Raw genomic sequence first — 26,876 nt, forward strand, 5'->3', positions numbered from 1 at the left:
TATGTGCATAACATCTCTCAGCACCTTGTTGCAGGGCATTGTTTCTGTCCCCTCAGTATTTGACGTCACCATACACGGACTGCAAACCGACAGCCGTGAAATCAGTGCTGGTGACGCGTTTGTCGCGTTGGCGGGCACGGCTACGCCGGCGGACCATTACGTGGATCAGGCCATAGCCGCCGGTGCGACGGTTGTGCTCCTGGAGTCTGACACAGAGCTGGAGTGTTCGGAGCATCATGGTGCGCTGATTGTGCCGGTTGCAGGGCTTCGCCAGTTGACGGGCAAAATTGCTGCCCGTTTCTACGAGCATCCTTCCCGCAGGCTCCGGCTAATAGGCGTTACCGGCACCAACGGTAAAACGTCAGTGAGCCACTATGTGGCCCAGTTGCTAAGCCAGGCAGGAACGCCCTGCGGTGTTCTGGGTACGCTGGGCTACGGCATGCCGGGAGCTTTGCAAGAAGCGACTCATACCACCCCGGACGCCGTTCAGATCAACCGTGCATTGGCGGGCATTCTCGCCAAGGGCGGACGTGCCGCAGCGATGGAAGTGTCATCCCACGGTTTGGATCAGGGCCGAGTGGACGGGCTGACTATAACCGCAGCCATTTTTACCAATCTGACGCGGGATCACCTTGATTATCACGGTTCCATGGAAGCTTATGGTGCCACCAAAGCCCGGCTGTTTGAGCGTGAGGATGTGCACTTTTCGGTGATCAACTTTGATGATCCCTTCGGTCGCCAGTTATACAAAAAGCTTGAAGGCAAGTGTGATCGCGTTCGCTACAGCCTGCACGAATCCGAGACAGAGCTGTGGCTGAAAGAGTTCCATCCTACGGAATATGGCTTTGATGCAATCGTCGATGGTGAGTGGGGTAGTTTCGACTTCTCTGCGCCCCTTATGGGCAGCTTCAATGCCAGCAATGTGCTTGCGGCAATTGCAACGGTTATGACATTAGGTGTTTCTATAGAGCAGGTTCAGCAGGCGGTCAAGCAACTGACGCCCCCTCCCGGCAGGCTTGAGCGCTTTTGTGGCGGCGATGGCGTCCGTGCCGTAGTTGATTACGCCCACACCCCGGATGCCCTGGCGAATGCCTTGGCCGCATTGCGGCCGCACGTAGCTGGACGGTTGATTTGTGTATTCGGTTGTGGAGGTGATCGTGACAGTGGAAAGCGCCCGGAAATGGCGAAAGAAACAGAGAAAGGCGCGGATGTCATCATTGTTACGGATGACAACCCACGGACAGAAAGCCCAGTGGGAATTGTGCAGGATATTCTGACGGGCTTCTCTCGCCCGGATTGTGCAACGGTTATTCACGACAGGGCTGAGGCAATCTGCTTCGCTATCAACATGGCTGCGCCCGACGATCTTGTTCTTATAGCGGGAAAAGGTCACGAGTCCTGGCAGGAGATCGCCGGCCAGAAGCTTCCTTTTAGTGATGCCGCTCAGGTTCGCCGGATGCTGAAGCTCGAAGGAGGTGCCGCATGATGCGCGCTTTTTCACTGGCTGAGGCTGTGGGATTTACCAATGCAGCCTGTGGATCCGAGGGGCTCGGCGCAGTCGAGTTTACGGATGTTTCGACTGATACGCGTGCTCTGAAGCCGGGCGGTCTGTTTGTTGCCCTGCGTGGCGAAAATTTTGATGGCCACCGGTTTTTGCAGTCCGCGATGAAGTTCGGGGCCTGTGCTGTCGTGGTCGACACCTTTGATAGCACGCTCGCCAGCAACGCCGATATGCCGCAGTTGGTTGTGGCCAACACCGTTGATGCGTTGGCCGGTCTGGCGGCGGGCAATCGCAACGAAAGTGATGCGAAGCTGATTGCGATCACTGGCAGTAGTGGCAAAACCACCGTTAAAGAACTGACCGCCGCCATTCTGGTTCGTATGGGGGACACCCTGGCAACCCGCGGCAATCTGAACAATCACATTGGTGTTCCACTGACCCTGTTTGGCCTGAAACCAGTGCACCGGTATGGCGTTATCGAACTGGGTGCCAGCGGGATTGGTGAAATTGCACATACCGTGGCGATCACTCGCCCACAGGTAGTGATTCTCACAAATGCGGGCCAGGCGCACCTGGAAGGCTTTGGCAGCTACGAAAATATTGTGCAGGCCAAGGGCGAAATCATTGAAGGCGTTGCCGAGGGCGGCCTGGTGGTTCTGAACCGGGACGATCCAGCGTTTGGTCAGTGGCTTGCCCGTGCCGGCAACCGCAGGGTTGTCAGTGTCAGCCGTTGCGGCCACCCTGAGGCCGACTACAGCGCTGTTATAAAACAGTCGCAAACCCAAAAGCCCGAGATTGTGATTGCAGGGCCGGAAGAGTGGTCTTGTACATTAACGCTGCCGCTGGAAGGCGAGCACAACGTAACCAATACCCTGCTTGCTATTGCGGCGGCTCGCGAGCTGGGAGCAACGGATGTGGCCATTACCGAAGGGTTGGCCAAGGTACAGCCGGTTCGCGGTCGCTTGCAGGTCGTCAACCTGCCGGGGGAGTTATCGGTCATTGACGACAGTTACAACGCGAACCCTGCCTCCATGAAAGCGGCGCTGAGTGTTCTGGTAAAACGTCAGGGTAAGCGTGTTGCTGTTTTTGGCGCCATGGGCGAGCTCGGGCCAACAGCCCTAGAACTGCATAAAGAAGTTGGAGCCTTTGCCTCCGAACTCGGAATTGACCGTCTGCTGACGGTGGGTCCCGGCTGCGACGGCTATGCCGATGGCTTTGGTGAAACCACCGAGATGTATCAAACACACGAAGAGGCCGTACAGGCCCTCGTTTGCCCTAATGAGCCTCCGATGACCGTGCTGGTGAAAGGGTCAAGAAGCGCTGCCATGGATCTCGTGGTGGAAGGGATAAAAAACAAGGTGAATGACGCATGCTGCTCTGGCTGACAGGGGTTTTATCAGAATATTTTTCAGCGCTGACGGTGTTTCAGTATCTGACCCTGCGCGGGATTCTGGGGATATTGACGGCGTTGCTGATTTCTCTGGTTATCGGGCCGCTGATGATCCGCAAACTCAGCCAGTACCAGATTGGCCAGGCGATTCGGGATGACGGGCCGCAGACGCACCTCAGCAAGGCAGGCACTCCCACCATGGGCGGCGCGCTGATTCTGGTGGCTATAGGCATTAGCACATTGCTATGGGCGGATTTGAGTAACCGCTACATCTGGGTGACCTTACTGGTCACCATGTTGTTTGGTGCGATTGGCTGGGTGGATGATTACCGTAAGGTCGTCGAGCGTAACCCTCGCGGGTTGCCCGCGCGCTGGAAGTATTTCTGGCAGTCTCTGATTGGCGCCGCAGCAGCCATCGTGCTGTATTTCAGTTCGGTGTTGCCCCAGGAAACATCGCTGTATCTGCCGTTTGTTAAAAACGTCTCGCTGACTCTCGGGCCGGTGTTCTTCATTCTGCTGACGTATTTTGTGATCGTCGGCAGCAGCAATGCGGTGAATCTGACGGACGGCCTGGATGGCCTGGCAATCATGCCTACGGTTATGGTCGCCGGTGCTCTGGGCATCTTTGCCTACGTTTCTGGCAACGTTCAGTTTGCAAACTACTTGCTGATTCCGCATTTGCCTGGAACCGGCGAGCTCATAGTTTTCTGCGGAGCTCTCGTTGGCGCCGGGCTCGGCTTTCTGTGGTTTAACACCTATCCCGCCCAGGTATTCATGGGTGACGTTGGAGCACTTGCTTTAGGCGCAGCTCTGGGCGTGGTTGCGGTGATCGTGCGCCAGGAAATCATTCTTTTCATCATGGGCGGTGTGTTCGTGATGGAGACAGTGTCTGTAATTTTGCAGGTGGCTTCCTTCCGGCTGACCGGCCGCCGGATTTTCCGGATGGCGCCATTGCACCACCATTTTGAACTCAAAGGCTGGCCTGAACCGCGCGTGATTGTGCGTTTCTGGGTCATCACCGTCGTTCTTGTTCTGATTGGCCTGGCCAGTCTGAAGATACGATAGGAAACAGGATCGATTATGAGTGTCATCACGTCAGATCGTCGCACACTGGTAGTAGGGCTCGGTAAAACCGGGCTCGCCTGCGTGCGCTATCTGTCTGCACAGGGGCGTGAGATTGCGGTGGCTGACAGCCGCGAAGCGCCTCCGTGTCTGGATGACCTGCGTGCCGGGTGGCCGGATATCCCTGTTCACCTGGGGCCGTTTGATCAGGAGCTGTTTGCCGGCTTCAATGAGCTGATCGTAAGCCCGGGTATCAGCATCGCTGAACCCGCCATTGCCCATGCCGCTGGGCAGGGCGCGCGCATCCGGGGCGATATCGATCTGTTCGCTGAGGCTGCCGATGCGCCGGTTGTGGCTATAACCGGTTCCAATGGCAAGACCACCGTCACTACGCTGCTGGGTGAGATGGCTCGGGCGGCAGGCCGCAAGGTCGAGATCGGCGGAAACATCGGAGTTCCGGCTCTGGATTTGCTGGGCCGTGGTGCCGAGCTGTATGTACTTGAACTTTCCAGCTTCCAGCTGGAAACCACAGCAGAACTGAATGCGTTGGCGGCAACGGTACTGAACGTCAGTGATGACCATCTGGATCGCTATCCGGACAAGATGGCTTATTTTCAGGCCAAGCAGAGAATTTTCCGTGGCTGTCAGAACGCCATTGTGAATCTGGACGATGCTCTGAGCACGCCCATGGAGCGGGATAATTTACGGTTTCTCTGTTTTGGATTCCATCGCGTCAATCCGAACACCTTCAGTACCCGGGAAGACGATCAGGGCCTTTGGCTGACTTTCGGGTTCGATAGCCTTCTGAACGCCGCGGATCTGAAGCTGATGGGCTGGCACAACCTCAGTAACGTGATGGCGGCACTGGCATTAGGTCGGGCAGTCGGGCTTCCAATGGACGCCATGGTGAATGCCGCCCGGGAATTCAGCGGTCTGCCGCACCGGTGTGAGTTCATATGCAGGCTTAAAGGTGTCGATTATATCAACGACTCCAAAGGTACGAATGTCGGGGCCACCGTGGCGGCCATAGAAAGTCTGGCCCCCGAAGGCGACGGGAAAATAGTGCTGATTGCAGGTGGCGAGGGCAAAGGCGCTGAATTTTCTGATCTGGCTGCGCCGGTCAGAGCCTGTTGCCGCGCAGTGGTATTGATCGGGTGTGATGCGGATCGCATTGCCGAAGCTGTCGGCTTCGACCTTCCGGTTTACCGTGCCGCAACTCTGGCGGAGGCGGTAGAAAAATCTACGGAACTTGCGCTGGAAGGAGATCGCGTTCTGTTCTCCCCCGCTTGCGCGAGCTTCGATATGTTCCGGGATTATATTGATCGCGGTGATCAGTTCCGCGCATTGGTTCAGTCGCTTGGGGAGTCGCTCTGATGCAGGCAGGACTGTCAGCAGTATCCCCACGAACTCAGTGGTTGGGCGAAATTCAGCCGCTGTCGACCCTGGTTCTCAGCTCGGTTGCTCTGCTGATCATCGGGATTGTGATGATTTCCTCAGCCTCCATGGATATGGCGGTAGAAACCATGGGCAATGGTTACCACTATGTGATTCGCCAGCTCATGTTCGCCGTTATGGGCTCCATGCTCGCGCTGGTAGCGGTCAACGTGCCGGTAGCCTGGTGGGAGCGCAGCGGCTGGTTGTTGCTCGGTATAGGCCTGCTGGTTCTGGTGCTTGTTCTTACACCCTTGGGCCGCACGGTTAATGGCTCAACGCGCTGGATACCGTTTGGTCTGTTCAATGTACAAGTGTCGGAGGTGGCAAAGCTGTGCCTGATTGCCTACCTGGCCGGATACGTGGTCCGTCGGCGTGATGAATTGCTGAACACCTGGCCGGGTTTTCTAAAGCCCCTGGCGGTTCTGGGTGTGGCGTCTGTGCTTTTGGTTATCCAGCCCGACTTCGGGGCCACGGTGGTTCTGGTTACAGCGGCAGCGGGCATGATTTTCCTGAGCGGCGTGCGCCTTAGCCGGTTTGTTCCACTGATCGCGACTCTGGTGGTGATTGGCGTCGTTCTGATCCTGACCCAGCCCTATCGCCTGAAGCGCGTGGTGAGCTATCTCGATCCCTGGAAAGATCAGTTTGATACCGGATATCAGTTAACCCAGTCGCTGATTGCATTCGGGCGAGGCGAATGGGCAGGCGTCGGCCTGGGCAACTCGATACAGAAGTTGTTCTTTCTGCCAGAAGCCCACACCGATTTTATTTTCGCGATTATCGCTGAAGAATTCGGGCTGCTGGGCTCATTGCTTGTGCTCGGACTGTTTACGGTACTGGTTGTAACTGGTTTTGTGATTGCCCGTCGCGCCGAGAAGGCCGACATGCCGTTTGGTGCCTGCTTTGCCTACGGCATTACTCTGCTGATCGGTTTGCAGGCAGGTATCAATATGGCGGTCAGCACCGGGTTGCTGCCCACCAAGGGATTAACATTGCCTTTGGTGAGCTATGGCGGCTCCAGCCTGATGATCAGCTGTGTTTGTATCGGGATTCTGGCCAGGGTTGAGATGGAGAGGCTGGATAAGGAAAAGCAGGCTACGGAAAAGACCGCCCCGCGTAAGCGGGGAGGAGCGCGTTATGACTGAATCGCGCCGGTTTCTGATGATGGCCGGAGGTACAGGTGGGCATGTGTTCCCTGCGCTGGCTACGGCCCGGGCGCTTGAAGCCAAAGGGCACGAAGTACACTGGCTGGGCGCCAGCGGAGGCATGGAGGAGCGATTGATTGGTGACACCGGTATTCCGTTGTCGCTGATTCATATCTCCGGGCTCAGGGGCAAAGGCAAGCTGGCTCTGATCATGGCGCCGTTCCGCCTGATGCGGGCATTGGGTGAGGCCTTCACGATCATGCGTCGGATCCGCCCGGATTGCGTGGTTGGCATGGGCGGGTTTGTGACTGGCCCTGGCGGTTTGGCGGCATGGCTTACACGAACGCCCCTGGTGATTCACGAGCAGAATGCCATCGCCGGAATGACCAACCGCATTCTCGTACGGTTTGCGAAAACGGTGCTTGAAGCCTTCCCGGGAAGCTTTGGTACAGATGTGATTACACGGTGCACCGGCAACCCGGTACGCGAAGATCTGGCGACTCTGCCGGCACCGGAGCAGAGAATGGCCGGGCGCTCGATCGAGCCTGGTGAAGAGAATAACCCGCTGCGTATTCTGGTGGTGGGGGGCAGTCTGGGTGCCCAGGTATTCAATCAGCTGGTGCCGGAAGCCCTGGCAATGTTGTCCGAACAGGAGCGGCCGCAGGTTCGTCATCAGTGTGGTGAAAAGCATCTTGAAGCGGCGCGTGCCTCTTATGAACAGCAGGGAGTCAATGCCGATGTTGAGCCGTTTATTAAAGATATGGCGGAGGCATACAGCTGGGCCGATATCGTGTTGTGCCGCGCGGGTGCACTGACTGTTTCCGAGCTTTGTGCGGCAGGTGTTGGAGCGGTGCTTGTGCCATTCCCTCACGCGGTGGATGACCATCAAACGAAGAACGGCCAACAAATGGTGAATGCCAAGGCGGCCGTACTGATACCACAGTCACGGCTCACGCCGGCTGTGCTGGCTGAAACCCTGGGCGACCTTGCCAGGGATCGCGCCCGGGTCATGGATATGGCAAAGGCTGCACGCACGCTGGCTCGTCCCGACGCAACGGAGAGAGTCGTGAATTACTGTCTGGAGGCTGCTAATGGCTGATATAACCAATCCGCCGCTTGTTTTTCAGGTACCGGAAATGCGCCGGATTCGTCACATCCACTTTGTGGGTATCGGTGGCGCCGGCATGAGTGGTATCGCAGAGGTGCTGAAAAATCAGGGTTATGACATCTCAGGATCAGACCTGAAAGAAGGTGCGGTAACCGATCGTCTCAAGGCCATGGGCATTGAGGTTCAGATTGGTCACCGGGAAGAAAACAGCGCTAAAGCCGACGTGGTTGTAGTGTCTTCGGCGGTAGGTTCCGATAACCCTGAAGTGGCTTCGGCCCGCATTCGGCGGGTTCCCATTGTGCCTCGTGCCGAGATGCTGGCAGAGATTATGCGTTACCGTCACGGCATTGCCGTGGCCGGAACCCATGGAAAGACCACGACCACCAGCCTGATCGCTTCGGTGCTTGGTGAAGCAGGGCTTGATCCTACCTTTGTGATCGGTGGCAAGTTGAACAGCGCGGGTACCAACGCCAAGCTGGGCGGTTCCCGCTATCTGGTGGCAGAGGCGGATGAGAGCGATGCCTCTTTCTTGCACCTGACGCCAGTGATTTCTGTGGTCACGAACATCGAAGCCGACCACATGGATACCTATGACGGCGACGTTGAAAAACTCAAGCAGACCTTTGTGGATTTTCTCCACAACCTGCCGTTTTATGGCGTGGCTGTTATGTGCGTTGATGATGACTATGTACAGGAGATTATCCCTCGGATATCGAGAGCGATTATCACCTATGGCATCAGCAATCCCGATGCAGATTATCGTGCCGAGAAGATCGTAACAGACGGCCTGAGAACCCACTTTCTGGTGAAGCGTCCCGGCGGGCGCAGCGATTTAACCGTAGAGCTGAAAATGCCCGGGCGTCATAACGTGCTGAATGCGCTCGCGGTAATTGCGGTCGCCACTGATGAGGGTGTTGCGGACGAAGCCATCTGCCAGGGCCTGGCGGCTTTCGCGGGTGTCGGCCGGCGCTTTCAGGTCAATGGGGATTATAAAACGCCTAAGGGCGGTACGGTTACCTTGGTGGATGACTATGGACATCATCCGACTGAGGTCGAGGCTGTGATTCGTGCAGCTCATGATGCCTGGCCGGGGCGACGACTGGTGATGTTGTATCAGCCCCATCGGTTCACCCGTACCCGAGATCTGTATGAAGATTTTGTGCGGGTTCTGTCGGAAGTCGATGGCCTGTTACTGATGGATGTTTACTCCGCTGGTGAGCCGGCGATTCCCGGCGCAGATGGACGTGCACTATGCCGCAGCATACGGCAGCGCGGCAAAGTGGAGCCGGTGTTTGTAGAAGACAACCGCGAAATCGAGAGCTTGCTCGGCAGTGTGCTACAAGACGGTGACCTCTTGATTACACAGGGTGCCGGCGACATCGGCGGCGTGGCGAATAGGTTGGCAGCAGCAGGAGTACTTTCAGGTGAGTGATATGCAGCATCCGGGGATCCCAGCGTATCAGGCCGAGCCAGAGGTGGTTCGGGCGTTGGGGCGTGTGGCTGTGTTTATGGGGGGAGACTCTGCCGAGCGCGATGTTTCTCTCAAAAGCGGCAAGGCGGTTCTTGCAGCTCTGGTATCCGCGGGTGTCGATGCCTTTGCCATGGATGTTCAGGGCTGTCTGCTGAAAACGGTAGAAAACCCGAAGTTCGACCGGGTTTTCATCGCCCTGCACGGTCGCGGCGGTGAAGACGGAACGCTGCAGGCAATTCTGTCCCAGGCAGGAATTCCCTATACCGGCAGCGAAGTGTTGGCTTCGGCTCTGGCGATGGACAAGCTGCGCACAAAATACGTGTTTGCTGGCTGCGGTCTGCCGACACCGAAGTTCAGAACCATGTCGGCCCCGAATGAGGCTGCTCAGATTGTTCGGGAACTTCGCCCGCCACTGAGCGTCAAGCCGTCCCGGGAAGGTTCCAGTATCGGAATCCGTAAAGTGAATACTGCCACCGAACTGGCTGAGGCCTTCGAGGCTGCCGCCGCGCTAGACAACCTGGTGCTGGTGGAAGAGTGGATAGAGGGGCCGGAATATACGGTCAGCCTGCTGCAGGACAGCGCGCTGCCGGCCATAGGGCTGAGTACGGATCACGTGTTCTACGACTATGACGCGAAATACCTGGCTGATGACACCCGCTACAGAATCCCCTGCGGCTTGGCGCCTCAGGATGAAGTGCGATTACAGAACCTTGCGCTTGAAGCTTTTCGGGTATTGGGGTGTCGCACTTGGGGCCGGGTAGACATCATGCAGGACAAAGATGGCGAGTTCTGGCTTCTGGAAGTGAATACCGTACCGGGCATGACCGATCACAGCCTCGTGCCCATGTCTGCGAGAGCCGCCGGTATCAGCTTTGAAGAACTGGTTGTGCGGATTCTCCGCGACACGCTGGAGGATGCCAATGCTTGAAACACTGCTGATCCGGAGCCGGGCGATACCGTCCGAGCCTCCCCGGCGCCGGGGAGCAACCTCCCTCGGGCCGGAGAAGGACCGGTTTGGCGTGTTGAAGGCGGTGCTGGCTGCCGTACCCTGGCTGCAGGCCGGTATGGGCATTGCGATTCTGCTGGCGGCGGGCCTGATGCCCTGGGCCGCGGGCAAGGTGTTGGGTGCCATGGATCAGCAAATTCTGGCCATTGATATGAACGGCGAATTTGTCGGCGACAGCCGCGTTGCCATTGAGCGTCAGGCGGGGAACTGGATTGGCAAAAGCTTTTTTTCGACGGATCTTTCGGACATCAAAGCCGACCTCGAGAAGCGCCCCTGGGTTGAGACAGTAGCGGTACGTCGGGTATGGCCGGATCGCCTGGAAATCAACATTCGGGAGAAAAAGCCGCTGGCCTACTGGAACGACGGTCGCTTGGTCAGTCGAACCGGGGAGCTGTTTATGCCGCCTAATCCGGAAGTGGCAGGGCGTTTGCCGCAGCTTTCCGGGCCTGATGAGCGGGTGCGTGATGTGATCAGCATGGCCCGGACCATGAGTGACAAATTGGTGGAACACGGCCTGGGATTTTCCGGGCTGGCACTGGAGCGGCGAGGGGCTTGGACCCTTCGTCTCTCAAACGGAATCGAAGTGGTACTCGGCCGGGATCAGGTCGCGAAGCGCTTTGAGCGCTTTATCACGGTGTATGAAAACCGGCTTGTATCACGGTCGGACGAAGTTAGCCGGGTAGATGCCCGCTACACCAATGGTGTAGCGGTTCAATGGAAGCCAGCCCAGGCTGCTTCCGGCCCGAAAACATAGACACAGTAAATTCAGACCTACGGTTTGGTGGATCACATGTCATCGGTTGAAACGGAAAACATGATTGTCGGCCTCGATATCGGAACCTCGAAGGTGGTTGCGATCGTCGGCAAACGCAAGATGGACGGAACCATTGAGGTGGTGGGTATTGGTTCCCACCCATCCCGGGGGCTGAAGCGCGGCGTGGTGGTCAATATTGAAACCACGGTTCAGGCGATCCAGCGCGCGGTTGAGGAAGCCGAGCTGATGGCAGGTTGCCGCATTCACTCAGTATATGCGGGGATTGCAGGCAGCCACATCAAGAGCCTCAACTCCCATGGCATTGTGGCCATCCGCGATCGGGAAGTAACCCAGGCGGATATCGACCGGGTTATTGATGCGGCACAGGCCGTCGCCATCCCTGCGGATCAGAAAATCCTGCATATTTTGCCGCAGGAATTTGTGATTGATAGTCAGGAAGGGATCAAGGAGCCCATGGGTATGTCCGGCGTGCGCCTGGAGGCGAAGGTGCATCTGGTGACCTGTGCCGTCAACGCAGCTCAGAACATTGAAAAATGCATTCGCCGCTGTGGTCTCGAGGCCGACGACATCATTCTGGAGCAGTTGGCCTCCAGTCACGCGATCCTCACCGAGGACGAAAAGGAGCTGGGTGTCTGCGTTGTGGACATGGGGGGCGGTACCACGGACATCGCCGTGTTTACTGGCGGTGCTATCCGCCACACGGCGGTTATCCCCATCGCCGGGGATCAGGTTACCAACGACATCGCTATGGCGCTGCGCACACCCACGCAGAACGCCGAAGAGATCAAGATCAAATACGCCTGTGCCTTGACGCAATTGGCTGGCGCTGATGAAACCATCAAGGTGCCCAGCGTTGGCGATCGTGCGCCTCGTGATCTTTCGCGTCAGGCGCTGGCGGAGGTTGTTGAGCCGCGCTACGAGGAGCTGTTTACCCTCGTGCAGTCAGAGCTGCGTCGTTCAGGTTTTGAGGATCTGATTCCGGCGGGCATCGTGATTACAGGCGGCGCCTCCACCATGGAAGGTGTGGTGGAGTTGGCTGAAGAAATCTTCCATATGCCGGTTCGGCTGGCGTGCCCGCACGCAGTCTCCGGCATGACAGAAGTTGTTAATAACCCCATCTACGCCACCGGCGTCGGGTTATTGATTCATGGTTTCCGGCAGATGGATCTTGGCCGGGCACCGGTGCTCAAGGGTGAAGATGCACCCTCGCTGTTTGAGCGCATGAAGGCCTGGTTTACCGGTCATTTCTGACGGTTCCGGGCAGGCAGTAAACGAAGGTATCTCGAAAATACAATCTCGAATAAACAGCCTGAAACAAGGCTGAAAACAGCACGAAGGAGAAGGGGAATGTTTGAACTTGTCGATAATGTCCAACAAAACGCTGTCATAAAGGTAGTCGGTGTTGGCGGCGGTGGCGGTAACGCCGTGCGTCACATGCTGAACAGTGACATTGAAGGTGTAGATTTCATCTGCGCCAACACAGATGCCCAGGCACTGGCTGATATGGATGCGCGTCAGATCATCCAGCTGGGTGGCAACATCACGAAAGGACTGGGTGCCGGGGCAAATCCAGAGATTGGCCGCCAGTCCGCTCTGGAGGACCGCGATCGTATCGCCGAAGCCATCAAGGGCGCGGATATGGTGTTTATCACCGCTGGTATGGGTGGCGGTACCGGTACAGGTGCAGCACCGGTAGTTGCCGAAGTTGCGCGGGAAATGGGCATACTGACCGTTGCCGTGGTGACTAAACCTTTCAATTTTGAAGGTGGCAAGCGGATGAGTATTGCGGAGTCGGGGCTCAAGGAGCTGGAGGAGACCGTTGATTCTCTGATTACGATTCCGAATGAAAAGCTGCTCGCTGTTCTGGGTAAAAAGACCAGTCTGCTGGACGCTTTTGCTGCTGCCAATGATGTTCTGCTCGGTGCGGTTCAGGGTATTGCTGATCTGATTACCCGTAACGGCATGATCAACGTCGACTTTGCCGACGTGAAGACGGTTATGTCTGAGATGGGTATGGCAATGATGGGTACTGCTCGCGCCACAGGCGAGAACCGCGCGCGTGAAGCAGCAGAAGCCGCTATTCGCAGCCCGCTGCTGGAAGATGTCAACCTGCAGGGTGCCAAAGGTATTCTGGTCAACATCACCGCCGGTATGGACCTCAACCTGGGCGAATTCTCTGAAGTTGGCGATATTGTGCGTGAGTTTGCATCTGACTCTGCCACAGTGGTCGTAGGTACTGTTATTGACCCGGACATGACCGACGAGCTGAAGGTAACCGTTGTTGCAACAGGGCTTGGCGGAGATCGTGAAAAGCCGACAAAAGTGGTTGATAACACACGTACTCTGGATGGCACGACGGATTACAACCAGCTGGATCGCCCTGCAATCCTGCGTCGTCGTGCGGTATCACGCGGTAATGTGGCGGTTGACCAGAGCAAAGAAAGCGAAGAGCAGGGAGTCGACTATCTCGATATTCCCGCATTCCTTCGCAGGCAGGCTGACTGATAATATGTTGCAATCGACATCCGGTGCTGGTTCATATCTGCAGAGATAGACCAGAAAGCCGGATAATAAAGCGCTGACAGCCAATGGCTGATATTGCATGAATTTCAGGCAATGTCAGGTTGGGCAAATGGTACTCAGACGTATTTTTTGATATTCTGCGCCCAGATTTTTGCTTTGAATATCGCCATTTTTTACGGAACAACGAACCGATGATCAGACAACGGACACTAAAAAACACGATCCGTGCTACCGGGATCGGGCTGCATTCGGGTGAAAAGGTTTACCTTACCCTGAAGGCAGCTCCGGTAGATTCGGGAATCATTTTCCGGCGCACAGATCTCGACCCTGCGGTCGAAATCCTTGCCTGTGCTGAAAATGTGGGTGAGACCATGCTGTCCACGACGCTGGTAAAAAACGGTGTCCGCGTGGCAACAGTTGAGCATCTTCTGTCAGCCATGGCTGGTCTCGGTATCGACAACTGCTTTGTTGAATTGAGCGCTGCAGAAGTGCCAATCATGGACGGCTCTGCCGGTCCGTTTGTCTTTCTGCTGCAGTCTGCCGGCATTGCCGAGCAGGAAGCTGCGAAGCGATTCATTCGCATCAAGCGGGAAGTGACCATTGAAGAGGGCGACAAGAAGGCAACCTTCCTGCCGTTCGAAGGCTTCAAGGTGAGCTTTGGCATAGACTTTGATCACCCTGTGTTCAAAGGCCGTGCCCAGACCGCGACCGTTGATTTTTCAAGCACGTCTTTCGTGAAGGAAGTCAGCCGCGCACGGACTTTCGGGTTTATGCGTGATATTGAAAAGCTGCGGGCGATGAATCTGGCGCTGGGTGGAAGCGTGGACAACGCCATTGTGGTAGACGATTACAAGATCCTGAACGAAGACGGTCTTCGTTATGAGGACGAGTTCGTCAAACACAAAGTACTGGACGCGATCGGAGATCTGTACCTGTTAGGCAACAGCCTGATTGGCGAGTTCCGTGGTATCAAGTCCGGTCACGATTTGAATAATAAGCTGCTGCGCAAGCTCAGGGCTGAAGAGGATGCATGGGAAGTGGTTACGTTTGATAACGAAGAAGCCGCGCCTATCTCCTACATGAAGCCCGTGCTGGCGGTGCCGGCTTAAGGCTGGATGCCCTAATCCCGGACGTGGCTTGCGAGTTTTTCGAGAACCTCGCGTAGTTTTTTATCCTTCGTGTGCCCGGCTTCTTCTCTGAGGAGCTGGGCATTTTCTTTACTCAAAGGCATTTTTTTCGCTGGCGGTTTTTCATTAAACCGTGGTGGTGCCACTTTTACTTTGAGCTTCCATACAAAACGGAACAGTTCGTTCTCACGCAATTTTTCCATGATCTCGTGCTGGCGAAAACGGATCTGGCTGGCCTTTCCTGCGCTCTCTGCCGAGAGAGTCAGTTCCCCCTCCAGACAGCAGACAAACCGGGTACCTGGCGCCAGCGCTGGCGGTAACGAGGCTATAACCTGTTCTTCTGCCTTGCGGTGCGTATTGGCCTTTGCCACCAATTCTCGCAAAACGGGGGTCCTACCCAAGTTGTCGAAGGTCATTTTTTGCTCATTTCTTCGCTTCATAAGGCGTTTTTATCTCGACGGCCGCGATAACGATTGGTTACACTTCTGCACGTTTCATGCGTAGTGCCCGGGCTGCTCTTGTTTTACCTTGTTGTAAATGAGTATGTCTACCGAGCGCTGCGATTTATCAGTACGTAGTTGTTGCTAAGGATGGCAGACCCACTCGGAACATTCCGAGCTGCAGAACTAAAGGACACGGTTGCAGCTCATCGATGAAACCAGAAGATAATATGAACATCATTCTTGTCGGTAAGCGCCACGGAGCGTCTCGTGTGTTCGCTCTGAACGGTACGATTACTTTTGGTCTGGTACTTTTTGTAGCTGCATTGCTTATTGTAGCAGCCTGGGGCGGATACAGCGTCGCGGTAGGCCAGGCAGAAGCCAGGGAGCCTTCAGACTCTGAGCTTGTAGCCGAGTGGCAAAGCAAGCTTGGCGAACAGAAAGCAGAACTGGCCGGGCTGCAGCAAAATGTTCAGGATCAGGTAGATGCACTGACACTGCGCCTTGGCGATATTCAGGGTAGGTTGTTGCGCCTCGATGCATTGGGCCAGCGCTTCGTGGAATCTGGCCTTGTTGCCAGCGATGAATTCGATTTTAGTCAGCCGGCGGCTGTGGGTGGTCCTGAGGATTCACTTTCTGCTGATTCATTCTCGGCGCCCGAGCTGACCCGGATGATCGACGAGCTGGAGCTGAAGATGCAGGATCGTGAGCAGCAACTGCGGCTGCTGGATCAGGTTTCCTCCCGTCAGAAGCTGGAAGATGAGCTGTATCTGGAAGGTCGTCCGATCACTTGGGGCTGGCTTTCTTCACGTTATGGCTACCGCTCCGATCCGTTTACCGGAAAGCGTACCTGGCACGCAGGAGTCGATCTTGCGGGTAAGGACGGCAGTGATATTATCTCTGTAGCTGGTGGGGTCGTATCTTACGCGGACGAGCGTCATGGCTATGGCAATCTGGTGGAGATTGATCATGGTGATGGATTGGTTACCCGCTATGCGCACTGTAAAGCGATCAAGGTCAGCGTGGGTGATGTAATCCAGAAGGGACAAGTGCTTGCGCTAATGGGGAGCACCGGCCGCTCCACTGGGCCTCACGTTCACTTTGAAGTCATTCGGAACGGAAAAAGTGAGAATCCGGAAACCTATATCAAGAGAGCCAGTCGCTAGGATTTCAGGTTTCGCCTGACACGACACTTGCCCTGTTTCCGCCAGTTTCATCAGGTTCGTTACCCACCCCCGGTATTTGGCACAGCATAGCCCTGGAACGTTGGCTATGTGAGCCCTGCCTTTTGTACTGTTACAAAATAAGGTTAGAATGCCGGCTTCCTCCGTTTAATCAAAGAAGCAGTGGTCTATGTTCTCAAAGTTTGCAACCAAGATGTTCGGCAGTAAAAATGCCCGAGAAATCAAGAGAATGCGCAAGCTCGCCTTGCGTGTTAATGAGCTTGAAGAGCAGTTTGGCAATCTGGTGGACTCCGAGTTACAGGGCAAGACGGCTGAGTTCCGTCGCCGGCTCGATGAAGGCGAGAGCCTGGATGCGCTGTTGCCTGAAGCTTTTGCGACTGTTCGTGAGGCCGGGCGACGTGTTATGGGCATGCGTCACTACGATGTACAGTTAGTTGGCGGTGTTACTCTGCATGAGGGTCGGATTGCGGAGATGAAGACCGGTGAGGGCAAAACGCTGGTCGCGACCGCTGCCGTTTATCTCAACGCCTTGCCTGGCAAAGGCGTACACGTTGTAACCGTGAACGATTACCTGGCCAGCCGCGACGCGGAGTGGATGGGTAAACTCTATCGCTTCCTCGGGCTGCAGGTGGGTGTAGTTGTTGCCGGCCAACCGGCGGAAGAAAAACGCGCTGCTTATCAGGCGGACATCACTTACGGTACTAACAACGAATTCGGCTTTGATTACCTGCGGGACAACATGGCATTCAGCACCGACGACAAGGTGCAGCGTGGCCTCTACTATGCGATTGTGGATGAAGTCGACTCCATTCTTATCGATGAAGCGCGTACGCCACTGATCATTTCCGGTGCAGCAGAAGACAGCTCAAAAGCATACCTGGCCATTAACGAACTGATCCCAAACCTGGAAAAAGGTGAGGAAAGTGAGGAGGGCGAATCCTCTGGCGATTTCACCATTGATGAAAAATCGCGCCAAGTTGAACTGACCGAAGCGGGTCATGAAAAGGTTGAAGAGCTGCTGCTGAGAAGCGAATTGCTGGGAGAGGGTGAAAGCCTCTACTCTGCTGCCAATCTTAGCCTGCTGCATCACGTACATTCTGCGCTTCGTGCCCACCACCTGTTTCAAAAAGATGTGGATTACATTGTTCAGGGCGGCCAGGTTGTCATTGTTGACGAGCACACAGGTCGTTCCATGCCAGGCCGTCGCTGGAGTGAAGGCCTGCACCAGGCGATGGAGGCCAAAGAGGGCCTGAAGATTCAGGCTGAGAGCCAGACTCTGGCTTCAACTACCTTCCAGAATTATTTCCGACTTTACGACAAACTTGCCGGTATGACCGGCACTGCTGATACTGAAGCCTTTGAATTCCGCCAGATCTACGGTCTTGATGTTGTGGTTATTCCGCCCAACAAGCCGATCCAGCGAACTGATTACAACGACCTCGTTTACCTGACCCAGGATGAGAAGTTCCACGCCATCATTGATGAGATCAAGGATGTTACCGGTGAGGGGCGGCCAATTCTGGTGGGTACGGCTTCTATTGAGGCATCGGAATTGCTCTCCATGCTGCTGAAAAAGGCACGTATCGAACACAAGATACTTAATGCCAAGCAGCACGAATCAGAAGCGCAGATCATTTCTCAGGCCGGCAGTCCAGGCGCTGTGACCATTGCCACCAATATGGCTGGCCGGGGTACGGATATTGTGCTGGGTGGCAACTGGGAGCACGAAGTTGCTGTTCTGGATAATCCCACAGAGGAGGAGGTTGCTCGCCTCAAAGCAGAATGGACGGAGCGCCATAACCAGGTGCTGGAGGCTGGTGGCCTGCACATAGTGGGTACCGAGCGCCATGAGTCCCGCCGTATAGATAACCAGTTGCGTGGCCGTGCCGGGCGACAGGGTGATCCAGGTTCCTCCCGCTTCTTCCTGTCCCTTGAAGATAACCTGATGCGTATCTTTGCGCCGGATAAGGTTAAGAGCCTTATGCAGGCCATGGGTATGAAGAAGGGCGAGGCGATTGAGCACCGCATGGTCACAAACGCCATTGAAAAATCTCAGCGTAAGGTTGAGGGGCGCAACTTTGACATGCGTAAGACGCTGCTTGAATACGATGACGTTGCCAACGACCAGCGTACGGTTATCTACGATCAGCGCAATGAGGTTATGTCATCTGCGGATGTCTCCGAGATGGTTGATACCATCCGTGAAGATATTGTTGATGTGCTGATTAGCGAGCATATCCCGCCCCAGAGCATGCCCGAGCAGTGGGATGTGGTTGGTCTTGAAGCCCAGCTGCAGTCGGAAATGTCAATCGACCTGCCAATCCAGACCTGGCTGGAAGAAGATAATAAGCTTTTCGAAGACAACCTGCGCCAGAAAGTTCTGGACGAAATTGTGGCGGCTTATCGGGCCAAGGAAGAAGTGGCTGGCGCCGAGTCCATGCGCAAATTCGAAAAGCAGGTGTTCCTGCAGGTTCTGGATACGCTGTGGAAAGAACACCTCTCTAATATGGATCACCTGCGCCGTGGTATTCACCTGCGCGGCTATGCGCAGAAAAACCCCAAGCAGGAGTACAAACGGGAAGCGTTCAACATGTTTGAGGCCATGCTTGAGAGCATGAAGCGTGATGTAACCCGCGTGCTTTGTCACGTTCGGGTTCAGAGCAGGGAAGAAATGGACGAGGTTGAACGCCGCCGCAAGGAGGAGCTTGAGCAGGAGCTTGCCAAGGCGCGTTTGCGCCACGATGAGACCAGCGCGACAGCACAGAGTGACGCTGGTCGAGGCGCTGGCAGCGGCGCAGGAGATTCCCGGCAGACGATGCCTGAAACCTTCGTGCGACAGGAGCGTAAGGTGGGCCGCAATGAGCCTTGCCCATGCGGATCCGGCAAAAAGTACAAGCAGTGTTGTGGCAAGGTGAGCTGACCACGCCACATAGGCAAGAACGAAAGTACGGAGCCCGCAATCGACCAGCTGACTGGAAGACTGCGGGTTTTTCGTTTTCAGGCATATTCAATTCAGAAGAAGTATCAGAAGGAGTGGCAGGATGGCGGTTGGACCAGGAACCTTACCCGAGTTTTTCCCGGTAGCGGGTGTCAGGCTGGGTATCGCCAGCGCCGGTATTAAAAAGCCCGGGCGCAAAGATGTGGTGGTGTTTGAGTTGGCACCAGGTAGCCGGGTTGCAGGGTTGTTTACCACTAACCAGTTCTGTGCCGCCCCGGTTACCCTCAGCCGCAGACATCTGGCGGAGAAAGCTCCGCGTTATCTGTTGATTAATACAGGAAACGCCAACGCGGGAACCGGTGAACGCGGCATGAACGATGCGCTGGCCTGTTGTGAGGCACTGGCGCAGCAGGCTGGTGTGAGTGCCTCCGAGGTGCTGCCGTTCTCGACGGGTGTTATTGGGGAACCTTTGCCGGTCCAGAAAATCGTGAGCGCACTGCCAGATGCCCTGGCCAGCACTGCGGATAATCGCTGGGCTGAGGCAGCCAGCGGCATAATGACTACAGACACACGCCCTAAGGGCGAATCCGCAAAGTTTGATCTGGGTGGCTACACAGTTACTATTTCCGGCATTAGCAAGGGCGCAGGCATGATTCGCCCCAACATGGCCACCATGCTGGGCTTTATTGCCACAGACGCCCGCATTGCGTCAGACGCACTGCAGACGCTGGCATCGGAACTCGGGGAGCAATCGTTCAACCGCATCACTATCGATGGAGACACCTCCACTAACGACGCCTGCATGCTGATAGCCAGCGGCCAGTATGACGGCCCGGAAATCACTCTGGACAGTCCGCATCTGCCGGCGCTAAGGGATGCGCTGAAGAAAGTCTACCTGGATCTTGCTCACGCCATCGTGCGCGACGGCGAAGGCGCAACCAAGTTCGTCACCATTCATGTTAGCGGGGCGGCTGCCCAGCAGGAGGCGTTGGACGTGGCTTACACGGTAGCTCATTCCCCCCTGGTGAAAACTGCGCTGTTTGCATCTGATCCTAACTGGGGGCGGATTCTGGCGGCGGTCGGGCGGGCCGGTATTGCTGATCTGGACGTTAACGCATTGGAAATCCATCTCGGAGACGTTTGTCTTGTAAGGAATGGAGGTCGCGCCGAGGATTATTCCGAGGAGCGCGGGCAGGCGGTCATGGATCAGGAAGAGATTACCATTGCCATTGACCTTAACCGTGGTGATATCAGCGAAACGGTCTGGACCTGCGACTTCTCCCACGACTATGTCACCATCAACGCGGACTATCGCAGCTAAGTATGGCCAGAGGAGATTTGGATGTCCGGGAGATTCATGTAGCGGTTGGAGTTATTGTCCGGGAGGGGCGAGTGCTCATCGCCCGCCGACCGGACCATGTTCACCAGGGCGGCTTGCTGGAGTTTCCGGGTGGTAAGGTTGAGCCGGAAGAATCGGTACAGGCTGCGCTGGTACGTGAGATTGCTGAGGAAACCGGGTTGCGAATACCGCTGGAATCACTTCAGCCCATGATTGGTATTCGCCACGATTATTGCGACAAGCGGGTGTTCCTGGATGTCTGGAGAACGGACCAGGCGCAGGGTGAGGCTCATGGCCGTGAAGGGCAGTCCGTAGACTGGGTGAGCCCTGACAACCTGCGCGACGAAGACTTTCCCGCTGCTAATCGGCCGATTATCCGGGCGCTGAGGCTGCCTTTCTTGCTAGCTATCACTGGAGATATTCACGCCGGTGATGCGGGTGTCCAGCAGCTGCGCAGGGCGCTTTCCGGATTTCCAGCCGGGTTGTCAGAGAGTGATCGTGCCAGGTTAGTGCTGTTGCGCGCGCCGGGCATGGCAGCAGCGGACTATTGTTCCCTGGCTGAGTCTGCATTAGATGTTTGCGAGGCTGCCGGAGCCGGCCTTATGCTTCATGGGTCGCTTGCGGTGTTTGATGACAACCCGGATGCGGCGGGGCTGCATCTGCCCTGGCGCAAAGCTGAAAAGCTTGGTGCAAGACCAGTGCCGGACGGAGTCTGGCTCGGAGTTTCCTGTCACGATGCTCGCCAGATAGATCATGCTGTTGCGATCGGTGCCGATTATGTGACTCTGGGTCCAGTCAAGCATACTGCAACCCACCCGGGTGCAGCAGCCATGGGCTGGGCGCAGTTCCGTGAGCTGGTTTCCCGTTCGACGATTCCGGTCTTTGGTCTGGGCGGTCTCGAGCCGGCCGATCTTGACCAGGTAAGGCAGTCGGGAGGCCAGGGTGTTGCTGGAATCTGTTACTGGTGGCCACGAAGCTGAGCATGATCAGCCGCGCTGGTGGGTATCTCTGATATGCTCGTTGACTGAGTTTTCGTCTATATCGCTACTTGATCTGGCGATTTGTTCAAATTCGCATCCTGGGAGACTTCGTGAGTAAACTGACCCATCTTGACGACAAAGGTGAAGCCCGCATGGTGGACGTTACGGACAAAGCCGTAACGGAGCGTGAAGCTCGCGCCGAAGCAACGATTCACATGGCGGGTGAAACGTTAAGGATGATCACCGAAGGGGAGCACCCAAAGGGTGATGTGTTGGCTGTAGCACGCATTGCCGGGATTATGGCTGCCAAGAGAACACACGACCTGATTCCGTTATGTCACGCTCTGAACCTGACCTCGGTTAAGGTTGAACTCACCCCGGGAGCAGATGGCGCATCGGTGCATATACTGACCCGCTGCAAGCTTTCAGGGCAGACTGGTGTCGAGATGGAAGCGTTGACTGCGGCCAGTATCGCAGCACTGACGTTATACGACATGTGCAAAGCCGTCGACAAGGGCATGGAGATCAGTGCTGTGCGCCTGCTGGAGAAAAAAGGTGGACGTAGTGGGCACTGGGTTGCTGGCAATCAGTGATGCATGATCTGCATGGCATCATGGCTCGTAAATTCCGCCTGATAGCTGACTCATGGTAGAATACGCCCCCCGATTTACTGAACCACGAGGAAACACTGTGGCTGTTCGTTACATCCAGACTTGCCGGTTGCCGACCCCGTTTGGGGTATTCGATATGCATGGCTTTGAAGAGCTGGAGACCGGCAAGGAGCACGTTGCACTGACTCTGGGGTCGCTGGACAGTGACGAACCCATGCTGGCCCGCACGCACTCGGAATGCCTTACCGGCGATGCCCTCTACAGCATGCGCTGTGACTGCGGCTACCAGCTTGAAGAGGCGTTACGAAGCATTGCCCGCGATGGGCGTGGCATTCTGATGTATCTGCGCCAGGAAGGTCGTGGTATTGGTCTGCTCAACAAGATCCGAGCTTACCATCTGCAGGATCAGGGGGCGGATACCGTGGAGGCTAATGAACGCCTCGGCTTTGCGGCAGATCTGCGCGACTACAGCATGTGCAAGGATATGCTGGAACATCTGGGCATTAAAAGCCTGCGCCTGATGACCAACAACCCCCGCAAGGTGAAGGCGTTGACTTCTTATGGCATTGAAATCACAGAGCGTGTTCCGCTGCATGTTGGGCGTAATCCGCACAACGAGCACTACCTGAACACCAAACAGAGCAAGCTTGGTCACTGGTTTGAGACGCATCAGGACGATGATCCTCAACTTAAGTCCTAGATCCCTACAGACTTCAAGATGCAAAAAGCCCGCTCAAGCGGGCTTTTTGCATCTTGTTGCATCTTGAAGCGGTCTTATTTGACCGCTTTCAGTCGCTGATGCTGCAAGCGCTCCATGCGAGATCTTATGGTAGAAAATATTCCATGGGCATCCAGCCCGCAGTCTTTGAGCAGTTCTTCGTGTTTGCCGTGATCGATGAAGGTGTCCGGCAGTCCGAGCTGCAACACTGGCATGGTCACCTCCTGGCTGTTCAGCAATTCAGTAACAGCGCTTCCTGCGCCACCGGCGATAGCATTTTCTTCCAGCGTTACAAGCAGAGCATGCTGCTCTGCGAGCTCAAGAACCAAAGCCTCGTCCAGCGGCTTCACGAAACGCATATCTGCCACTGTCGCCCCCAGTTTTTCTGCGGCCTCCAGGGCCGGGGTGAGCAGCGTACCAAAGTTGAGAATAGCGACGCCGCTGCCTTCCCGAACCTTGCGCCCCTTGCCGATTGCCTGGGGAGTAAGCTCTTCCTGGATCTCTGCACCCGGCCCGGTTCCTCTCGGATAGCGCACGGCTGCCGGGCCTTCAAACAGCATGCCGGTATGAAGTAGCTGGCGCGTTTCGTTTTCATCGGACGGCGTCATCAGAACCATGTTCGGGATGCAGCGCAGATAGCTGATATCAAAGGCACCCGCATGGGTAGGGCCATCTTCGCCGACCAGGCCGGCCCGATCGATTGCGAACAGCACGTCCAGATTCTGGATCGCGACATCGTGTATCAGCTGATCGTATGCCCGCTGCAAAAACGTGGAGTAGATCGCAACCACGGGCTTCGCGCCGTCACAGGCCATGCCAGCCGCAAGCGTTACGGCATGCTGCTCGGCAATCGCAACGTCGAAATAGCGATCCGGGAAACGCTCGGAGAACGCCAGCAGGTCTGAGCCTTCGCACATGGCGGGGGTAATGCCGTTTACGCGCTCATCCTGCTCAGCGGCATCACACAGCCACTGACCGAACACGTTGGCGTATTTCTGCTTGGCCGGTGCGGATTTGACGGGTTCCGGCTTGTTGGGTGGCACCGGTTCAATCTTGTTGATGGCGTGGTAACCGATGGGATCCGCTTCGGCCGGAGCGAAGCCTTTGCCTTTTGTGGTCACCACATGGAGGAACTGTGGGCCCTCCAACTCGCGGATATTTTCCAGGGTCTCGACCAGCAAGGGCAGGTCGTGCCCGTCGATGGGGCCGATGTAATTGAAGCCAAGCTCCTCAAACAGGGTGCCCGGCGCAATCATGCCTTTGAAGTGCTCTTCGGTTTTCTTTGCCAGCGCCATCAGATTTGGCGCGCCCTGAAGGACTTTCTTGCTGCTGTCGCGAACCTGATTGTAGGTGCGGCTTGAAAGCAGCTTGGCGAAATAGTTGGACAGACCACCGACATTGCGTGAAATCGACATGTCGTTATCGTTCAGGATTACCAGCATATCGGCATGCAGATGGCCAGCGTGGTTCAGCGCCTCAAAAGCTATGCCTGCAGTCATGGCGCCATCGCCAATAACGGCAATGCTCTTGCGGCCGGTGTTCTGTTGGCGGGCGGCAACCGCCATGCCCAAGGCTGCACTGATGGAGGTACTGGAATGACCTACGCCGAAGGTATCGTATTCGCTTTCAGCGCGCTTCGGAAAACCGGCCAAGCCGTTCTTGCGACGGATGCTGCCCATCTGTTCACGGCGGCCAGTGAGGATCTTGTGTGGGTAGGCCTGATGGCCAACGTCCCACACCAGGCGGTCTTCGGGTGTATTGAAAACGTAGTGGAGTGCCACGGTGAGCTCCAGCACCCCAAGCCCGGCGCCGAAATGGCCGCCGGTCTGCCCGACAGTCCATAGCAAAAACGCTCTTAGCTCTCTGGCAAACTGGACAAGTTGGTCAGACGGCAGCTCCCGCAGCTGGGAGGGTATGTCAATCCGGTCCAGCAGCGGCGTGTTTGGCCGCTGTGACGGGATTTCCTTGAAAATATAAGTGTCCTGCATCTGCTCGGGTCTTTTCCGGAATGTTATGAAATTGTATTTCCTCAGTGTGCGCTTCCGCGGCACCTGAGTTCAATGCAGCGCTCAGTAGAAGGCTCAATGAGTTCGTGTCACCACATAATCTGCCATGGCTCTCAAAGGATCAGCTTCCGGCCCGAAATCCTGCAGGCTCTGAAGCGCGTTGCTGAGTAGTGATGACAGGTGCTCCCTTGCCCCTTTGGGCCCCAGCAGGGCAGGGTAAGTCGGTTTGGCGCGGGCAACATCGGAACCCTGGGGCTTGCCGATGGTTTCTGTGTCCCCTTCAATATCGAGGAGGTCATCCTGAACCTGAAATGCCAGGCCAAGCGCTTTGGCGTAGCGTGTCAGGGCATTCAGAGAAAGTTCGCTGACTCCCGGCGCGGTCAAGGCCCCGATCCGCACGCTGGCTTCAATCAGTGCGCCGGTTTTATGTCGATGCATGGTCTCGAGTTGAGCCAGGGTCAGGCTCTTGCCCACGGATTCCAGATCAATCGCCTGGCCACCCACCATGCCGCTATGCCCGCTTGCACGGGCCAGTTCCTGAATCATGGCGAGCCGCGCAGATGCTGCAACGCCGGGAGCTTCTGTCAGCCATTCAAACGCCAACGCTTGCAGGGCGTCGCCGGCCAGAATGGCGGTAGCTTCATCAAAGGCAATGTGTGCTGTTGGCCGGCCCCGGCGTAACTCATCGTTATCCATTGCCGGGAGGTCGTCATGAACAAGCGAATAGGCGTGGATCAGCTCTATAGCACAAGCCGGAACCAGTGCTGCATCAGCGCTCTGCCCGAGGGCGCTTGCCGCAGCAAGTGTCAACGCAGGCCGGATACGTTTGCCGCCGCCCAGAACACTGTAACGCATAGCCTCCTGAAGCCGCTCAGAGGCCGATCCGGATGCAATGCGACGATCCAGTTCTGCATCCACACGGCTGCGACAGGTTTCCAGAAAATCCATGGTAGACGGAGTCCCGTTATGCATCAGTCGGTGTCATCCGGCGAAAACGGACGGGTTTCAAGAGTGCCGTCGTCGCTCTGCACAAGTTGCTCAACCCGTTGTTCGGCGCTTTTGAGGGCTTGTTGGCATGCGCGGGTCAGCTTTACGCCACGTTCGAAAGCGGTCAGCGATTGCTCAAGGGACAGCTCTCCCTGCTCCAGATTACGTACCAGCGTTTCCAGCTCATCAAGAGATTTCTCAAAGTCGGCAATGGATGTGGCGTCTTGTTGACCGGCCATCGGCGGCCCTCCGATCGGGTGGACGAATTTCGTGAATTATATCAGAGGCTGAGCGCTATCGCTGCCAGTGGAACTCCCTGTATCCCTCCGGGCGGCCTTCAGGTGCCCAGCTCTGTTCGGTCACGTGAACTTCACCGGCATGGGAGACGCTGATCACGGTGGTGGCGCGGGTGCCGTATTCAGCGCCGATTATAAAAGGCGATGAAAGAAAACGTTCGGTATCAAGGTCTACGCCAGTATCGGGCAGCATCTGGTCCGGCGCCGGCGTTGTATCCTGTAGCAGTTGGACGAGATCCCGGTGCAGGTCACCGGCGCTGCCCCTTGCCGATTTAACGGTTCGGTCTACGGATTCCCTGAGACGTATGAGTTTTGGCCAGGGCGTTTGAAGCAGGTGATTGCTCAAGCCATACATCCCACGATGAATGGTGCGCCCTGAGTTGGCCTCGCGGTTGCTGAAGTACCATCCAGCGGTATCATCGAGGCTGACAAGGTTGAACCCTGTGTATCGGGCAGCGGTATTTGCCAGACTTTCCTGCAATTGTGATTGGGACTCCCTGAGCGCCCGCAGGGGCAGCTCGCCACGGCTTGCCTGGGCAGCTTGGTGAGTGCCCTCGCGGAAATTGGTTACGGCAGTCACCCGGCCTTCGGGGGAAACCGCCAGCCAGGTGCCTCCCGATTGCAGATCCCTGCCAGAAAGCACCTGGTGGCCCGATTCGGTTGTCCACCAGTCCATTGGCGCTGTGGGCCGTCGGAAGAATTCATCCCGGTTGGCGGCAACCACCAGAGGAAAGCGGCCACTCTGGTCAAGGGAAAAGGCGATGAGGCACATACGAATTTATTCTCCGGGGCTGACGGGGTAATCCTGAGTGGTGAAGTTGCTACTGCCGGTGTGTAT

23 protein-coding genes are annotated in these 26,876 nt (G+C 56.3%); 18 read left to right on the top strand and 5 right to left on the bottom strand.

Features of this window, described 5'->3' with window-relative positions; translation table 11 throughout:
• Position 1 precedes the first annotated feature (1 nt).
• From BUA49_RS14110 to lpxC, 12 genes are all read left to right on the top strand, one after another.
• Complete coding sequence (locus BUA49_RS14110; RefSeq protein WP_072798760.1) at positions 2-1,486, top strand: UDP-N-acetylmuramoyl-L-alanyl-D-glutamate--2,6-diaminopimelate ligase; 1,485 nt, start codon at positions 2-4, stop codon at positions 1,484-1,486.
• Positions 1,483-2,886, top strand: a complete 1,404-nt coding sequence (locus BUA49_RS14115; RefSeq protein ID WP_072798761.1) for a UDP-N-acetylmuramoyl-tripeptide--D-alanyl-D-alanine ligase — start codon at positions 1,483-1,485, stop codon at positions 2,884-2,886. Before BUA49_RS14110 ends, BUA49_RS14115 begins: the two co-directional genes overlap by 4 nt.
• Positions 2,871-3,956 carry a phospho-N-acetylmuramoyl-pentapeptide-transferase gene (gene mraY, locus BUA49_RS14120; RefSeq protein WP_072798763.1) on the top strand — a complete coding sequence of 362 codons (1,086 nt, stop codon included), beginning with the start codon at positions 2,871-2,873 and terminating at the stop codon, positions 3,954-3,956. The genes BUA49_RS14115 and mraY overlap by 16 nt, the downstream gene beginning before the upstream one ends.
• 15 nt (positions 3,957-3,971) lie before the next feature.
• A complete protein-coding gene (gene murD, locus BUA49_RS14125; protein ID WP_072798765.1) occupies positions 3,972-5,327 on the top strand; it encodes a UDP-N-acetylmuramoyl-L-alanine--D-glutamate ligase in 1,356 nt (451 codons plus the stop codon).
• Complete coding sequence (gene ftsW / locus BUA49_RS14130) at positions 5,327-6,529, top strand: putative lipid II flippase FtsW (protein ID WP_072798767.1); 1,203 nt, start codon at positions 5,327-5,329, stop codon at positions 6,527-6,529. Before murD ends, ftsW begins: the two co-directional genes overlap by 1 nt.
• Positions 6,522-7,628: an undecaprenyldiphospho-muramoylpentapeptide beta-N-acetylglucosaminyltransferase gene (murG, locus tag BUA49_RS14135; protein ID WP_072798769.1), complete on the top strand. Its 1,107-nt coding sequence runs from the start codon at positions 6,522-6,524 to the stop codon at positions 7,626-7,628. The genes ftsW and murG overlap by 8 nt, the downstream gene beginning before the upstream one ends.
• Complete coding sequence (murC, locus tag BUA49_RS14140) at positions 7,621-9,069, top strand: UDP-N-acetylmuramate--L-alanine ligase (protein WP_072798771.1); 1,449 nt, start codon at positions 7,621-7,623, stop codon at positions 9,067-9,069. The genes murG and murC overlap by 8 nt, the downstream gene beginning before the upstream one ends.
• 1 nt (position 9,070) lies before the next feature.
• On the top strand, positions 9,071-10,036 hold the full coding sequence (locus BUA49_RS14145; RefSeq protein WP_072798773.1) for a D-alanine--D-alanine ligase: 966 nt from the start codon (positions 9,071-9,073) through the stop codon (positions 10,034-10,036).
• Positions 10,029-10,868: a cell division protein FtsQ/DivIB gene (locus BUA49_RS14150; protein ID WP_072798775.1), complete on the top strand. Its 840-nt coding sequence runs from the start codon at positions 10,029-10,031 to the stop codon at positions 10,866-10,868. Before BUA49_RS14145 ends, BUA49_RS14150 begins: the two co-directional genes overlap by 8 nt.
• Before the next feature lie 36 nt (positions 10,869-10,904).
• Complete coding sequence (ftsA, locus tag BUA49_RS14155) at positions 10,905-12,140, top strand: cell division protein FtsA (protein WP_072798777.1); 1,236 nt, start codon at positions 10,905-10,907, stop codon at positions 12,138-12,140.
• 96 nt (positions 12,141-12,236) lie between these two features.
• Positions 12,237-13,394, top strand: a complete 1,158-nt coding sequence (gene ftsZ / locus BUA49_RS14160; RefSeq protein WP_072798778.1) for a cell division protein FtsZ — start codon at positions 12,237-12,239, stop codon at positions 13,392-13,394.
• A 209-nt stretch (positions 13,395-13,603) separates the two neighbouring features.
• Positions 13,604-14,521 carry a UDP-3-O-acyl-N-acetylglucosamine deacetylase gene (gene lpxC, locus BUA49_RS14165; RefSeq protein WP_072799172.1) on the top strand — a complete coding sequence of 306 codons (918 nt, stop codon included), beginning with the start codon at positions 13,604-13,606 and terminating at the stop codon, positions 14,519-14,521.
• 11 nt (positions 14,522-14,532) lie between these two features.
• On the opposite strand, the gene BUA49_RS14170 is transcribed toward lpxC, so the two are convergent.
• Positions 14,533-14,979 carry a DciA family protein gene (locus tag BUA49_RS14170; protein ID WP_072798780.1) on the bottom strand — a complete coding sequence of 149 codons (447 nt, stop codon included), beginning with the start codon at positions 14,977-14,979 and terminating at the stop codon, positions 14,533-14,535.
• Between the two features lie 212 nt (positions 14,980-15,191).
• Here BUA49_RS14170 and BUA49_RS14175 point away from each other — a divergent pair, with 212 nt between their 5' ends.
• From BUA49_RS14175 to ribA, 6 genes are all read left to right on the top strand, one after another.
• Entirely contained in the window at positions 15,192-16,145 is a 954-nt protein-coding gene (locus BUA49_RS14175) for a M23 family metallopeptidase (RefSeq protein ID WP_072798782.1), read from the top strand.
• A gap of 187 nt (positions 16,146-16,332) precedes the next feature.
• Positions 16,333-19,083, top strand: coding sequence for a preprotein translocase subunit SecA (gene secA / locus BUA49_RS14180; protein ID WP_072798784.1), 2,751 nt, complete (start codon positions 16,333-16,335; stop codon positions 19,081-19,083).
• Positions 19,084-19,204: 121 nt separating this feature from the next.
• Positions 19,205-20,422 carry a bifunctional glutamate N-acetyltransferase/amino-acid acetyltransferase ArgJ gene (gene argJ, locus BUA49_RS14185; RefSeq protein WP_072798786.1) on the top strand — a complete coding sequence of 406 codons (1,218 nt, stop codon included), beginning with the start codon at positions 19,205-19,207 and terminating at the stop codon, positions 20,420-20,422.
• A gap of 2 nt (positions 20,423-20,424) precedes the next feature.
• A complete protein-coding gene (locus BUA49_RS14190; protein WP_072798787.1) occupies positions 20,425-21,420 on the top strand; it encodes a Nudix family hydrolase in 996 nt (331 codons plus the stop codon).
• 110 nt (positions 21,421-21,530) lie between these two features.
• Entirely contained in the window at positions 21,531-22,013 is a 483-nt protein-coding gene (moaC, locus tag BUA49_RS14195; RefSeq protein ID WP_072799174.1) for a cyclic pyranopterin monophosphate synthase MoaC, read from the top strand.
• Between the two features lie 97 nt (positions 22,014-22,110).
• A complete protein-coding gene (ribA, locus tag BUA49_RS14200; protein ID WP_072798789.1) occupies positions 22,111-22,731 on the top strand; it encodes a GTP cyclohydrolase II in 621 nt (206 codons plus the stop codon).
• A gap of 74 nt (positions 22,732-22,805) precedes the next feature.
• On the opposite strand, the gene dxs is transcribed toward ribA, so the two are convergent.
• From dxs to BUA49_RS14220, 4 genes are all read right to left on the bottom strand, one after another.
• A complete protein-coding gene (gene dxs, locus BUA49_RS14205) occupies positions 22,806-24,737 on the bottom strand; it encodes a 1-deoxy-D-xylulose-5-phosphate synthase (RefSeq protein WP_072798790.1) in 1,932 nt (643 codons plus the stop codon).
• Between the two features lie 93 nt (positions 24,738-24,830).
• The gene (gene ispA / locus BUA49_RS14210) at positions 24,831-25,727 is read right to left on the bottom strand and encodes a (2E,6E)-farnesyl diphosphate synthase (protein WP_072798792.1); all 897 of its coding nucleotides are present in this window, start codon (positions 25,725-25,727) and stop codon (positions 24,831-24,833) included.
• The gene (locus BUA49_RS14215; RefSeq protein ID WP_072798794.1) at positions 25,727-25,981 is read right to left on the bottom strand and encodes an exodeoxyribonuclease VII small subunit; all 255 of its coding nucleotides are present in this window, start codon (positions 25,979-25,981) and stop codon (positions 25,727-25,729) included. The genes ispA and BUA49_RS14215 overlap by 1 nt, the downstream gene beginning before the upstream one ends.
• Positions 25,982-26,036: 55 nt before the next feature.
• The gene (locus BUA49_RS14220) at positions 26,037-26,810 is read right to left on the bottom strand and encodes an NRDE family protein (RefSeq protein WP_072798796.1); all 774 of its coding nucleotides are present in this window, start codon (positions 26,808-26,810) and stop codon (positions 26,037-26,039) included.
• Between the last annotated feature and the right edge of the window lie 66 nt (positions 26,811-26,876).

The sequence above is a fragment of the Marinobacter antarcticus genome (assembly GCF_900142385.1).
Lineage (GTDB): Bacteria > Pseudomonadota > Gammaproteobacteria > Pseudomonadales > Oleiphilaceae > Marinobacter > Marinobacter antarcticus.

What these genes read in the sequence shown, in the direction of transcription:
- BUA49_RS14110 (WP_072798760.1), top strand. Translation starts at nt 2, where the DNA reads ATGTGCATAACATCTCTCAGCACCTTGTTGCAGGGCATTGTTTCTGTC.
- BUA49_RS14115 (WP_072798761.1), top strand. Translation starts at nt 1,483, where the DNA reads ATGATGCGCGCTTTTTCACTGGCTGAGGCTGTGGGATTTACCAATGCA.
- mraY (WP_072798763.1), top strand. Translation starts at nt 2,871, where the DNA reads ATGCTGCTCTGGCTGACAGGGGTTTTATCAGAATATTTTTCAGCGCTG.
- murD (WP_072798765.1), top strand. Translation starts at nt 3,972, where the DNA reads ATGAGTGTCATCACGTCAGATCGTCGCACACTGGTAGTAGGGCTCGGT.
- ftsW (WP_072798767.1), top strand. Translation starts at nt 5,327, where the DNA reads ATGCAGGCAGGACTGTCAGCAGTATCCCCACGAACTCAGTGGTTGGGC.
- murG (WP_072798769.1), top strand. Translation starts at nt 6,522, where the DNA reads ATGACTGAATCGCGCCGGTTTCTGATGATGGCCGGAGGTACAGGTGGG.
- murC (WP_072798771.1), top strand. Translation starts at nt 7,621, where the DNA reads ATGGCTGATATAACCAATCCGCCGCTTGTTTTTCAGGTACCGGAAATG.
- BUA49_RS14145 (WP_072798773.1), top strand. Translation starts at nt 9,071, where the DNA reads ATGCAGCATCCGGGGATCCCAGCGTATCAGGCCGAGCCAGAGGTGGTT.
- BUA49_RS14150 (WP_072798775.1), top strand. Translation starts at nt 10,029, where the DNA reads ATGCTTGAAACACTGCTGATCCGGAGCCGGGCGATACCGTCCGAGCCT.
- ftsA (WP_072798777.1), top strand. Translation starts at nt 10,905, where the DNA reads ATGTCATCGGTTGAAACGGAAAACATGATTGTCGGCCTCGATATCGGA.
- ftsZ (WP_072798778.1), top strand. Translation starts at nt 12,237, where the DNA reads ATGTTTGAACTTGTCGATAATGTCCAACAAAACGCTGTCATAAAGGTA.
- lpxC (WP_072799172.1), top strand. Translation starts at nt 13,604, where the DNA reads ATGATCAGACAACGGACACTAAAAAACACGATCCGTGCTACCGGGATC.
- BUA49_RS14170 (WP_072798780.1), bottom strand. Translation starts at nt 14,979, where the DNA reads ATGAAGCGAAGAAATGAGCAAAAAATGACCTTCGACAACTTGGGTAGG.
- BUA49_RS14175 (WP_072798782.1), top strand. Translation starts at nt 15,192, where the DNA reads ATGAAACCAGAAGATAATATGAACATCATTCTTGTCGGTAAGCGCCAC.
- secA (WP_072798784.1), top strand. Translation starts at nt 16,333, where the DNA reads ATGTTCTCAAAGTTTGCAACCAAGATGTTCGGCAGTAAAAATGCCCGA.
- argJ (WP_072798786.1), top strand. Translation starts at nt 19,205, where the DNA reads ATGGCGGTTGGACCAGGAACCTTACCCGAGTTTTTCCCGGTAGCGGGT.
- BUA49_RS14190 (WP_072798787.1), top strand. Translation starts at nt 20,425, where the DNA reads ATGGCCAGAGGAGATTTGGATGTCCGGGAGATTCATGTAGCGGTTGGA.
- dxs (WP_072798790.1), bottom strand. Translation starts at nt 24,737, where the DNA reads ATGCAGGACACTTATATTTTCAAGGAAATCCCGTCACAGCGGCCAAAC.
- ispA (WP_072798792.1), bottom strand. Translation starts at nt 25,727, where the DNA reads ATGCATAACGGGACTCCGTCTACCATGGATTTTCTGGAAACCTGTCGC.
- BUA49_RS14215 (WP_072798794.1), bottom strand. Translation starts at nt 25,981, where the DNA reads ATGGCCGGTCAACAAGACGCCACATCCATTGCCGACTTTGAGAAATCT.
- BUA49_RS14220 (WP_072798796.1), bottom strand. Translation starts at nt 26,810, where the DNA reads ATGTGCCTCATCGCCTTTTCCCTTGACCAGAGTGGCCGCTTTCCTCTG.